Origin of the sequence: Streptomyces albireticuli, assembly GCF_021228125.1 — a bacterium.
GTDB classification, from domain to species: Bacteria; Actinomycetota; Actinomycetes; order Streptomycetales; family Streptomycetaceae; genus Streptomyces; species Streptomyces albireticuli.
This window is the reverse complement of the sequence record NZ_JAJQQS010000008.1, coordinates 141,798-155,058: the sequence shown is the minus strand read 5'-3', so window position 1 is coordinate 155,058 and position 13,261 is coordinate 141,798. Positions and strand designations below refer to the sequence as shown.

Here is a 13,261-nt window from a genome sequence, read left to right as displayed (position 1 = left end):
CGGGGCGGTCACAGCTGCTCGTCCAGGAAGGCGAAGATCTCGTCGTCGGTCGCCTCGTCGATCCGGTCCGCGACGGTCACGGGTGCCCCGTCGGCCCCGGTGTCCGAGGAGGCTCGGGCCGCCACCGCCGTCGGCCGCGGTGCGTCGAACGCGGCCAGCAGGCCGGCGAGCCGTTCGCGCACGTCGGTGCGCAGTCCGTCGTCCGCGTCCATAAGGGCCACGGTCCGCGCCAGCCGCTCGATGTCGGACAGCAGGGATCCGGTAGCGGGTGGTGCCGCGGGGGCGGTGATCCGGGGCAGTTCGCCGTCGATCCACTCCGCCGTCTCCTTCGGCGTGGGGCGGTCGAAGACGAGCGTGGTCGGCAGCCTGAGGCCGACGAGGCGGCCGAGCCGGTTGCGGAGTTCCACGGCCGCCAGGGAGTCGAAGCCGATCTCCCGGAAGGAACGTTCCGGGTCGACCTCGGCGGCCGACGCGTGGCCGAGGACGTCGGCGACCTGTCCGGTGACGAGTTCCAGCAGCGCGGCCGCCCGCTCCTCGGCGGGCAGGGCGGCGACGCGCGCCGCCTCCCCGGCCCCGTCGTGACCGGCGGCCCCGCTCCCGGCCCCGCTCCCGCCCGTCGGCGCCGCGTCCGTCCGGCGGGGGCCGGCCGGGACGAGGGCCCGCAGCAGGGGCGGGACCGCGCCCGGGCCCCGCTCGGCGGCCAGGCGGCGCAGCGCGGGCCGGTCCAGCAGCAGCGGTACGAGGACGGCGGGGCCGTCGCCGTCCCGGTGCGCGGCCAGGGCCCGGTCGAGCAGGCCGAGGCCCTGCGCCGGCGGCATGGGCGCGATGCCCTCGCGGCGCAGCCGGTGGCGGGCCACGTCGTCCAGTCCCCCGGCCATGCCGTCCCGTTCGTCCCACAGCCCCCAGGCCAGGGACACCGCCGGGAGCCCGGCGGCCCGCCGGGTCCGGGCGAACGCGTCGAGGACGCCGTTGGCGGCCGCGTAGGACGCCTGCCCCGGGCGGCCGAGCAGCCCGGCGGCGGCGGAGAACAGGACGAACGCGCGCAGCGGCAGGCCCGCGGTGGCCTCGTGCAGATTGCGGACGGCGTCGGCCTTGGACCGCAGGACGGTGTCGATCCGTTCCGGGGTCAGACCGGCGAGCGCGCCGTCATCGAGGACGCCGGCCGTGTGCACGACGGCGGTCAGCGGGTGCTCGGGCGGCACGGCGGCGACCGTCTTCGCGACTTCGGCCGGGTCGGCCAGGTCGCACGCGGCGAAGGTGACGGAGACGCCCAGTTCCGTCAGCTCCCGCTCCAGGGCGGCGGCTCCGGGGGCGTCCGGGCCGCGCCTGCTGACGAGCAGCAGGCGGCGGACTCCGTGGTGCCGGGCGAGGTGCGGGGCGACGCGGCGCCCGAGGGCGCCGGTGCAGCCGGTGAGCAGGACGGTGCCCTCGGGGTCGAAGGCCGCGCCGGGCCCGGTGGCGGCGCCCGTCACCGGCGGGAGTGCGGGCAGCGGTACGAGCGCGGGTGCGAGCAGGGCGCCCGCGCGCAGCGCGAGCTGGGGCTCGCCCGATGCCAGGGCCACGGGCAGCGCGGACCGGGACGCCGGGGACCCGTCGAGGTCGACGAGGGTGAAGCGGTCCGGGTACTCGGCCTGGGCGGAGCGCAGCAGCCCCCACAGGGCGGCGCCCGCGAGGTCGGGCACATCGGAGTCCCCGGCCTCGACGGCGTCCCGGGTGAGGACGACCAGCCGAGCGCCCGCCAGGCGTTCGTCCCCGGCCCACTCCTGGACGAGGGACAGGCCGCGGTGGAGGCAAGTCCGTACGGGATCGAGGCCGACGTCCGGGCCGGGACCGGTGCCGAAGAACGGGAGGACGACCACATCGGGTACGGGCGCTCCCCCGTCCAGCGCCTCGCGGAGGGCACCGAGACACGCGTACGGGACGGTGTCCGCGCCCGGCAGCGCCCGCAGGGCCGCCGCCGTTCCGTCGGTACCGGCCCCTACGATCGCCCAGGCGCGGGCCGCCGCACCGGCACCGGGCACCGGTGGCACCGGCCGCCAGCCGACGCGGTACACGGGGGCGGGCCCGGCCGCGTCCGGGGCCGGGGCGACCGGGCGCAGCGTGAGCGCGTCCAGGGCGAGGACGGGCGCTCCGGCCCCGTCGGCGGCGTGCACCGAGAAGGCGCCGCCGTCCCGCGCCGGGGCCAGCCGGACGCGCAGGGCGTCGGAACCGGTCGCGTACAGGGAGAGGCCCTGCCACGAGAACGGTACGAGGGTGCCGTCGTCCTCCGCGCCGGGCAGCGGCCCGCCCGCGCGCCAGGGGTGCAGGGCGGCGTCGAACAGCGCGGGGTGGATGCCGAACCCGCCCGTGCCGCCGGCCGCGTCCGGCAGCCGCACCTCGGCGAAGAGCTCCGTACCCCGGCGCCACACCCCTGTCAGCCCGGTGAACGCCGGACCATAGCCGTAGCCCCCGGCCGCGAACCCCTCGTACAGCTCCTCCACGTCGACCCGCTCGGCGAGCGGCGGCGGCCAGGCGCCCGCGGCCCACTCCGCCCACGCGGCCCCGGGCGCGGCGGGCCGCACGGGCGTGAGGACACCGCCCGCGTGCTCGGTCCACTCCGGCTCCTCGCCGTACGGGCCCGGTCGGTCCGGGCGCGCGGCGACGGTGACGGCCCGCAGCCCGCCCTCGTCCGGGGCGTCGACCAGCACCTGCACCTGTGTCACACCGTGTTCGGGAAGCACCAGGGGCGCGCGGAGGTCGAACTCCTCGACGGCGCCCGTGCCCACCTCTTCGGCGACGCGCAGCAGCAGGTCGGCGAAGGCGGTGCCGGGGAGCAGCACCGAGCCGGACACGGCGTGGTCGGCCAGCCAGGGGTGGTCGGCGAGCGACAGCCTGCCGGTGAACAGCGTCGCGCCGGAGCCCGCGACGGGGGTCTCGCCGGTGAGGAACGGGTGGTCCTTCCAAGCCAGCCCGAAGTGGGCCGCGGCGGCGGTGCCGATGCCGGAGGCCGGGCCGGAAGCCCAGTATGTGCGGTGCTGGAAGGCGTACGTCGGCAGGGGCACCCGGCGGGCGCCGGAGTGCCCGTACACGGCGGCACCGTCGAGCTCGGCGACACGGGTGTGGAGGGTGGCGAGGGCGGTGGCGAGGGCCTCCGGCTCGGGGTGGTCGCGACGAAGGGCCGGTATGAGCAGGGGGGCTTCGGGCTCGTCGTCGAAGCAGTGACCGGCCATGCCGGACAGGACGGCCTGCGGGCCTATCTCCAGGAAGACGTCGGCGCCGGCCGCGCGGGCGGCACGTAACCCGTCGGCGAAGCGGACGGCCTCACGGGCGTGACGCACCCAGTAGCCGGGGGTGCGGAGATCATCGCCGGAAGCCAGCTCACCGGTCAGGTTCGAGACCACGGCCAGACGCGGCTCATGGAACTCCACCGTCGAGGCGATCTCGCGGAAATCGTCCAGCATCGGGTCCATCAACGCGGAATGGAAAGCGTGGGAGACCGGCAGCCAAGTGCACTTCACCCCACGATCGGCAAGGTGCCCGGCCATCGCTTCCAGGGCTTCCTTCTCGCCCGACAGGACCACCGAGGAAGGGCCGTTGACGGCTGCTGTCGACACACCGGCCGGAAGATCAGGAAGATCGGCTTCCGCCACCCGCACCGACAGCATCGCCCCACCGGACGGCAACGCACCCATCAACCGGCCACGCGCCACCACCAACCGCGCCGCATCCCCCAACGAGAACACACCGGCCACGCAGGCAGCGGCGATCTCCCCCACGGAGTGCCCCATGACCACATCGGCACGCACACCACGCGCCTCCACGGCCCTGAACAGCGCCACCTCCAGGGCGAACAAGGCGGGCTGGGTGAATTCGGTGCGGTCCAGCAGCCCCGGGTCATCCCCGAACATCACGTCGCGCACGGAGTGCCCGTCCACCGGACCCAGTTCCGCGCACACCTCGTCCAACGCCGCCGCGAACACCGCATCCGAGGCATACAACTCCCGCCCCATCCCCACACGCTGCGCACCCTGACCCGTGAACAGGACAGCGATACGGCTTCCCCCCACGGCCGTCCCCCGCACCACCGCACCAGGCGCCTGACCACCGGCGGCGAGCACGTCCAGTCCCGCCAGCAACTCCCCACCGTCACGCCCCAGCACCACCGCCCGCTCACCGAACGACGCACGCGCGACGGCCAGCGAGTGGCCGATGTCCCGGGGGTCGGCGTCCGTGTGCTCCAGGTGCTCGCGCAGCCGGGCCGCCTGGGCCCGTAGGGCCGGGGCCGTACGGGCAGACAGCGGCCAGGCGAGCACGGCGGGCGGTCCGGCGTCGGGAGCCTCGGCGGACGCTTCTGCGAGCGCCTCGGCGGGCGGTTCCTCGACGATGACATGGGCATTCGTCCCACTGACGCCGAACGCCGAGACCCCCGCCCGGCGCGGCCGGTCCGCCCGCACCTCCCACGGCCGGGGCTCGGTCAGCAGGCGCAGCGAGCCCGTGGACCAGTCGACGCGGGACGAAGGGGCGTCCACGTGCAGGGTGCGGGGCAGCAGCCCGTGCCGCATCGCCTGCACCATCTTGATCACACCACCCACACCCGCCGCGGCCTGCGCATGCCCGATGTTCGACTTCAACGACCCCAGCCACAACGGATCACCCACACGCTCCCGCCCGTACGTCGCCAGCAGCGCCCCCGCCTCGATCGGATCACCCAACGCCGTCCCCGTACCGTGCGCCTCCACCGCATCGACCTCACCCGCGGACACACCCGCATCGGCCAGCGCCTCACGAATCACCCGCTGCTGAGCAGGACCACTCGGCGCCGTCAGCCCATTACTCGCACCGTCCTGATTCACCGCCGTCCCCCGCACGACCGCCAGAACCCGATGCCCATTACGCCGCGCATCCGACAACCGCTCCACCAACAACACCCCGGCACCCTCAGCCCACGCCGTACCATCCGCACCCTCCGCGAACGCCTTGCACCTCCCATCCACCGCCAACCCACGCTGACGCGAGAACTCAACAAAAACCGTCGGCGACGCCAACACCGTCACCCCACCCGCCAACGCCAGATCACACTCACCCCGACGCAACGACTGCACCGCCAAATGCAACGCCACCAACGACGACGAACACGCCGTATCCACCGTCAAAGCAGGCCCCTGCAACCCCAACGTGTAAGCCACCCGACCCGAGATCACGCTCGCCAGGGTGCCGGTGAGCATGTGGCCGCCGTACTTGTCGGCGGAGTCGTGCATCCGCCCGGCGTAGTCCTGCTGGGAGATGCCGGCGAAGACGCCCGTACGGGTGCCGCGCAGCGAATCCGGCACGATCCCGGCGTCCTCCAGGACCTCCCAGGACGTCTCCAGGAGCAGCCGCTGCTGGGGGTCCATCGCGGCGGCCTCGCGCGGGCCGATCCCGAAGAACTCCGCGTCGAAGTCGCCCGCGTCGTGCAGGAATCCGCCCTGGGTCACGTACGTCTTCCCCGGCGCGTCCGGGTCCGGGTCGTGCACCCCGTCCACGTCCCAGCCGCGGCCGGACGGGAAGGGGGAGATCACGTCGGTCCCGGTGGCGAGCAGGTCCCACAGGGCGTCCGGTGTGGCGGCGCCGCCGGGGTAGCGGCACGCCATGCCGACGATGGCGATCGGCTCGTCCGCACCGGCCCCGGGCCGGTGCGCCGTGCCGTTCGCTCCCGGTGCCCCGCCCGTACCCGTGTCCGTTCCGGCGCCGAAGAGTTCGTCGTGCAGGTGCCGGGCCAGGGAGGTGGGGTCGGGATAGTCGAACAGCAGGCTGCTGGGCAGGGCGAGGCCGGTGGCGGCGGTGAGCCGGTTGCGCAGTTCCAGGACGGTGAGCGAGTCGAATCCGCCGGCCTTGAACGCGGCCCTCGGGTCGACGGACGCCGCCGACTCCCGCCGGAGCACCAAGGCGGCCTCCGTACGCACCAGGTCGAGCAGTTCCCGCCGACGTTCCGTCTCCGAAAGCCTCCCCGGAAGCCTCTCCGACAGCCAGGCGTCTGCCGCGCCTCGTTCGCCTTCCAGGCCCCGCACGGCCGGGGCGGTGCCGCGCGCCGTACGGGCCGTCCCCGCGGCGGCTGAACGGGCGGCGCGGACCGCCGGGATCCCGTCGAACAGCGCCCAGGAGCCCCGGGGCGCCGACGGTCCGGCGAAGGCCGCCCAGTCCACCGCGGCGACGATCACCGAGGTCTCGTCGGCGCGTACCGCCCGGTCCAGCGCGTCGAGTGCGCGCTCCGGGTCCAGCGCCTCGACGCCGTCCCGGGCGAAGGCCGCGGCCGCTCCGGCACCGGCCGCCATCCCGGCTCCGGCCCACGGCCCCCAGGCGAGGGACGTGGCGCGCAGCCCTCGTGCCCGGCGCCGGTGGGCGAGCGCGTCGAGGGCTGCGTTGGCCGCCGCGTACGACGCCTGTCCGCCGTTGCCCCACACCCCGACGATCGAGGAGAACAGCACGAAGGCGTCGAGGTCGAGCCCGGCGGTGAGGTCGTCCAGGTGGGTGGCGGCGGTGACCTTCGCTCGCAGGACGGCGTCGATCCGCCGGGGGGTGAGCGCGTCGAGCACGCCGTCGTCGAGGACCCCGGCCGCGTGCAGCACGGCGATGAGCGGGCGGTCTCCGGGGATGCCGGCGAGGAGCGCGGCGAGTTGTTCGCGGTCCGCGACGTCGCAGGCGGCCACGGTGACGCCGGCGCCGAGCGCGGTCAGCTCCTCGGCCAGCGCGGCCGCGCCGGGGGCGTCCGGGCCGCGGCGGCCGGTCAGGAGCAGGTGCGGCGCCCCGGCGCGGGCGAGCCTGCGCGCCACCCGGGCGCCGAGCGCGCCGGTGCCGCCGGTGATCAGGAAGGTGCCGGAGGGGGTCCGGTCGTGCCGGACGGCCGGTGCGGGGGCGGGTACCACCCGTCGGACGTGCAGGCCGGAGGCGCGTACCGCGATCTGGTTCTCCGGGGCGTCGGCGCCCGTGGGCGTGTCCGCGGCGACCGCCCGGCCGAGGGTGCGGAGGACGGCGGGTGTGGGGTCGGCGGGCAGGTCCACGAGGCCGCCCCAGCGGTGGCCGAGTTCGACCGCCGCGACCTGTCCCAGCCCCCAGAGCCGTGCCCCGGCGGGCGACGGGGACTCGCCTGGCGTGACGGCCGCCGCGCCACGCGTGGCGATCCACAGGGGGGCGGCGTGCGGCCCGGCCTCGCCCAGGGCCTGGAGGAGCGCCACGGCGTCGGCCGTGCCGGGCTCGGCGGGGGCCTGCCACAGGACGCGCGCGCATCGCGCGGCCGCGTCACCGGCCTCGCGCAGCAGCCGGACGAACGTGTCCCGGTCGGCGCCCCCGGGGAGCAGGAGAGTGTGGACGTCCGCTCCCCGTACGGCGAGCTCGCGCGCGACACCGGCGGTAAGGCCCGCGTCGGCGGGGTCGTCCGGGGCGAGCAGCAGCCACGGCCCCGGCGGGCGTGCGGGCTCGGTGGGACCGGAGGCGGCGGGGTGCCAGGTGACGCGGTACCACAGGTCGTCCGCCTCCCGGCCGGTTTCCGCGCCCGTACGCGCGTCGGCCCGGGAGCCGGAGGCGGGGGTGCCCAGCCAGTAGCGGGTGCGCTGGAAGGCGTACGTCGGCAGGTCGATCCGCCGCGCGCCGCTTCCCTCGTGGAGCGCGGCCCAGTCGACGTCGACGCCCCGGACACCGAGGGCGGCGAGGGCCTCGATCACGGTGTCGGTCTCGGGCCGGTCGCGGCGCAAGGCGGGTACGAGGAAGGGGGCTTCGGGGTCGCCGTCGAAGCAGTGGCCGGCCATGCCGGACAGGACGGCCTGCGGGCCTATCTCCAGGAACACACTCGCACCGGCCGCGCGGGCGGCACGGACACCGTCGGCGAAACGGACGGCCTCACGGGCATGACGCACCCAGTAATCGGCGGTGCGGAGATCATCACCGGAAGCCAGCTCACCGGTCAGGTTCGAGACCACGGCCAGACGCGGCGCGCGGAACTCCACCGCCGACGCGACCCGGCGGAACTCCTCCAGCATCGGATCCATCAACTTGGAATGGAAAGCGTGCGAGACCGGCAGCCAGGACGTCCGCACCTCACGGCCGGCCAGGTCCGAAGCCAGGTCCTCCAGAGCGGTCTTCTCCCCGGACAGGACGACCGAGGAAGGGCCGTTGACGGCGGCGACCGACACACCGGCCGGAAGATCGGGCAGATCACCTTCCGCCACCCGCACCGACAGCATCGCCCCGCCGGACGGCAAGGACCCCATCAACCGGCCACGCGCCACCACCAACCGCGCCGCGTCCGCCAACGAGAACACACCCGCCGCACAAGCGGCGGCGATCTCCCCCACCGAATGCCCCAGGACCACATCAGCACGCACACCACGCGCCTCCACAGCCCGGAACAGCGCCACCTCCAGCGCGAACAACGCAGGCTGCGTGAACTCCGTACGGTCCAGCAACCCCGCTTCGGCGAACATCACATCGCGTATCGAGTGCCCGCCCACCGAACCAAGTTCCGCGCACACCTCGTCCAACGCCGCCGCGAACACCGCGTCGGAGACGTAGAGTTCCCGCCCCATTCCGACGCGCTGCGCGCCCTGCCCCGTGAACAGCATCGCCACCCCGGTCCCCGGGTCGGCCGTGCCCCTGACCACCTGGGGCGCCCGGTCCCCGGCGGCGAGCGCGTCGAGACCGGTCAGCAGTTCCCCGCGGTCGCGGCCCAGCACGACCGCCCGTTCGCCGAAGGAGGAGCGGGTGGCGGCGAGCGAATGGGCGGTGTCCAGCGGATCGGCCCCGGTGCGCTCCAGGTGCTCGCGCAGCCGGGCCGCCTGGGCGCGCAGAGCCGTTCCGGAGCGGGCCGACACCGGCCACGCCATGACCGCGGGGGGTTCGAAGTGCTCGTCGGCGACCCGCTCCCCGGCAGGTTCGGCGGGCGGCTCTTCAAGGATCACGTGGGCGTTGGTGCCGCTGATACCGAAGGAGGAGACGCCCGCCCGGCGCGGGCGGCCGTCGCGTACGGGCCAGGGGCGCTCCTCGGCCAGCAGTTCGACGGCGCCCGACGCCCAGTCGACGTGCGGGCTGGGGGTGGCGGCGTGGAGCGTGCGCGGCAGTACGCCGTGCCGCATCGCCTGGAGCATCTTGATGACGCCGCCGGCTCCGGCGGCCGCCTGGGCGTGCCCGATGTTCGACTTCAGCGACCCCAGCCACAACGGGTCGCCGCTCCGGCCCCGGCCGTACGTGGCCAGCAGCGCGTCCGCCTCGATGGGGTCACCCAGCGCGGTGCCGGTGCCGTGCGCCTCGACGGTGTCGACGTCGTCCGGTGCCAGGCCCGCGTCGGCCAGCGCCCGCCGGATGACGTCCTCCTGCGCCGGGCCGCTGGGCGCCGTCAGGCCGTTGCTGGCGCCGTCCTGGTTCACCGCCGTGCCCCGCACGACCGCCAGTACCCGGTGGCCGTCGCGCCGCGCGTCCGAGAGCCGTTCGAGCGCGAGCACGGCGACGCCCTCGGACCAGGCCGTGCCGTCGGCGGCCTCGGCGAAGGGCTTGCACCGGCCGTCCGGGGCCAGGCCCAGCTGGCGGGAGAACTCCACGAACATGCCGGGCCCGGACATCACCGTGGCGCCGCCGGCCAGGGCCAGCGCGCATTCGCCCCGGCGCAGCGCCTGTACGGCGAGGTGCATCGCGACCAGCGACGACGAGCAGGCGGTGTCCACGGTCATGGCCGGGCCGCGGGCCCCGAGGACGTAGGCGATGCGTCCCGAGGCCACGCTCGGTGTGGTGCCGGTGAGCAGGTAACCCGCGTATTCGTCGTCCCCTTCGTGGAGCCTGGGCCCGTACTCGGGGGCGACGGCGCCGATGAACACCCCGGTGTCGCCGCCGCGCAGTGACGCCGGGTCGATCCCGGCGTCCTCCAGGGCCTCCCAGGACGTCTCCAGCAGCAGCCGCTGCTGGGGGTCCATCGCGAGGGCCTCGCGCGGGCTGATCCCGAAGAAGTCGGAGTCGAACTCGGCGGCCCCGTGGAGGAACCCGCCCTGGCGCACGTAGGTCCTGCCCGGCGCCCCGGGGTCGGCGTCGTACAGGGCGTCGAGGTCCCAGCCGCGGTCGGTGGGGAAGGAGGAGATCGCGTCGGTGCCCGTGGACACCAGGTCCCACAGGCCGGCGGGCGAGTCCACGCCGCCGGGGAGGCGGCAGCCGGCGCCGACGATGACGACGGGGTCGTCGTCCTCCGCGGTGTGGCGCGTCACGGCCGGAGCGGCGGCGGGCGCGGTGGCCGGGTCCGCCGCCGGCACGCCGAGCTGGGCTCCGGCCAGGTGATCGGCCACGGCGCGCGGGGTGGGCAGGTTGTAGACGAGGCCGGGGGCGAGGGGCACGCCGGTGGCGGCGCTCAGCAGGTCGCGGAGTTCGACCGCCGTCACCGAGTCCATCCCCTGCGAGGTGAAGGGGCGGTCGAGCGCGATCCCGGCGGGGTCGTCGTGGCCGAGGACGGTCGCGGCGGTCTCGCGGACGAGCCGGAGCAGCCGGCCGCGCGACATCGGATCGGCCGTCGGGCGGGGGCCGGGGGCCGGTGTCTCCCGGACCGTCTCCGCGGCGTCGGGTGCCCGCGGCACGGCGGGGGCGGGCTGCCGGGGGTCGAGCCCCTTCGCCCAGTGGGTGCGGCGCTGGAAGGCGTACGTCGGCAGGGGCACCCGGCGGGCGCCGGAGTCCCGGTACGCGCCCGCGAGGTCGAGGCGGGGGACGCGCGTGTGGAGTGCGTCCACGGCCGAGGAGAAGGCTTCGGCTTCGGGACGGTCGCGGCGCAGGGCCGGTACGAGGAGGAGGGCGGGGTCGTCGTCGAGGCAGTGACCGGCCATGCCGGACAGGACCGCCTGCGGGCCTATCTCCAGGAACACACTCGCACCAGCCGCGCGAGCGGCGCGGACTCCGTCGGCGAAACGGACGGCCTCACGGGCGTGCCGCACCCAGTAATCGGCGGTGCGGAGTTCAGCCGGGGTGGCGAGCTCACCGGTCAGGTTCGAGACCACGGGCAGACGCGGCTCATGGAACTCCACCGCCGAAGCGATCTCGCGGAACTCCTCCAGCATCGGATCCATCAACGCGGAATGGAAAGCGTGCGAGACCGACAGCCACGCGCACTTCACCCCACGGGCGGAGAGGACCGGCTCCAGGCTCTCCAGGGCCTCCCTCTCGCCCGAGAGGACCACCGAGGAAGGGCCGTTGACGGCCGCGATCGACACACCGGCCGGAAGATCGGGCAGCTCACCTTCCGCCGCCCGCACCGACAACATCGCCCCACCGGACGGCAACGCACCCATCAACCGCCCACGCGCCACCACCAACCGCGCCGCATCCCCCAACGAGAACACACCCGCCACACACGCAGCGGCAATCTCCCCCACCGAATGCCCCAGAACAACATCGGCACGCACACCACGCGCCTCCACAGCCCTGAACAGCGCCACCTCCAACGCGAACAACGCAGGCTGCGTGAACTCCGTACGGTCCAGCAACCCCGCTTCGGCGAACATCACATCGCGTATCGAGTGCCCGCCCACCGAACCAAGTTCCGCGCACACCTCGTCCAACGCCGCCGCGAACACCACGTCCGAGGCGTACAACTCCCGCCCCATGCCCGCACGCTGAGCGCCCTGACCCGTGAACAGCATCGCCACCCCGGCGCCCGGCTCGGCGGTGCCGGTCCGTACGCCCGCCGGTGTCACGCCGTGGGCGAGCCGGTCGAGCCGGGCGGTGAGTTCCTCGCGGTCGTCGCAGCGCAGGGCGGCGCGGTGCTCGAAGAGGGTGCGTGTGGTGGCGAGGGAGTAGGCGACGTCGAGCGGTTCGGCCCCGGTGCGCTCCAGGTGGTCGCGCAGCCTCGCGGCCTGGGCCCGTAGCGCCTGTTCGGAGCGGCCCGAGAGCACCAGCGGGACTCCCACCGGCTTCGCGGTCCGTGTTTCGCGTACGCGTTCGCGTCCCGCGTCCGGTGCCGCCTCCAGCACCACATGGCAGTTGGTGCCGCCCATGCCGAACGAGCTGACGCCGGCCGGCAGCGGTGCTCCGTCCCGCACGGGGCGGAGCTCGGTGCGGGACGTCGCCACCTTGAGCCGGAGCCGGTCCAGTGGGATGGCCGGGTTGGGGGTGGTGAAGTTGAGGGAGGCCGGGAGGGTTCCCTCCCGGAGGCACAGCGCGGCCTTGACCAGGCCCGCGATGCCCGCCGCGCCTTCCAGGTGGCCGATGTTGGTCTTCACGGAGCCCACGAGCAGCGGGTCGTCGGCGGGCCGTTCCCGGCCGTACACCGCGCCGAGGGCGTGGGCCTCGACGGGGTCGCCGACCGGGGTGCCCGTGCCGTGCAGTTCGACGAACCGCACGTCCGCGGGGCGGACCCCCGCCTGCGCGCAGGCCGCCCTGATGACGGCCTCCTGGCCTTCGCGGTCGGGGGCGGTGAGCCCGGGTCCGCCGCCGTCGTTGCCGAGGGCGGCGCCGCGTACGACGCAGTGCACGCGGTCGCCGTCGGCCAGGGCGTCGGCGAGGGGCTTGAGGACGACCGCGGCGCCGCCCTCGCCCCGTACGTAGCCGTTGGCGCGGGCATCGAAGGTGTGGCAGCGGCCGTCGGGCGACAGGGCGCCGAGCCGTTCCATGGCGGCCGAGCCGTCGTCGGCCAGGATCAGGCTGACGCCGCCGGCGACGGCCAGGCGCGAGGTGCCGTTGCGGAGGCTCTCCACGGCGAGAGTCACCGCCGCCAGCGAGGACGACTGCGCGGTGTCGACGACCAGGCTGGGGCCGCGGGTGCCGAGGAAGTAGGAGAGGCGGTTGGCGAGCATGGCGCGCTGGAGGCCGGTGGCCGTGTGCGCGCCGACGGGGGCTCCGGTGCGGTGCAGCAGGGTGGCGTAGTCGTCGCTCATGGCGCCGATGAACACGCCCGCCCGCGTGCCGCGCAGGCTCTCCGGGAGGATCCCGGCGTCCTCCAGGGCCTCCCAGCCGAGTTCGAGGACGAGGCGCTGCTGGGGGTCGGTGTCCGCGGCCTCGCGCGGTGACATGCCGAAGAAGGCCGCGTCGAAGTCGGCGACACCGTCGACGGTGCCGCGGCGGCGGCCGTCGGCGGCCCGGCGGACGGCTTCCGTCCCGGTGCTCAGCAGCTCCCAGAACGCGTCGAGGCCGGGTGCGCCGGGGAAGCGGCAGGCCATGCCGACGACGGCGATCGCATCGGCGGTCAAGGCCTCGGCCGTCATTGCGTCGACGGCGGTCCCCGCCGGGGCGGGTACGGAGGAATCGGCTCGGCCGTCGTTCCGGTCGCCGCTTTTCGAAATCGCGA

1 protein-coding gene is annotated in these 13,261 nt (G+C 75.1%); it reads right to left on the bottom strand.

Annotation, left to right across the window (positions count from 1 at the left end):
- Positions 1–8: 8 nt before the first annotated feature.
- A complete protein-coding gene (locus LUZ64_RS17040) occupies positions 9–13,133 on the bottom strand; it encodes an SDR family NAD(P)-dependent oxidoreductase (protein WP_443728957.1) in 13,125 nt (4,374 codons plus the stop codon).
- Positions 13,134–13,261 lie beyond the last annotated feature (128 nt).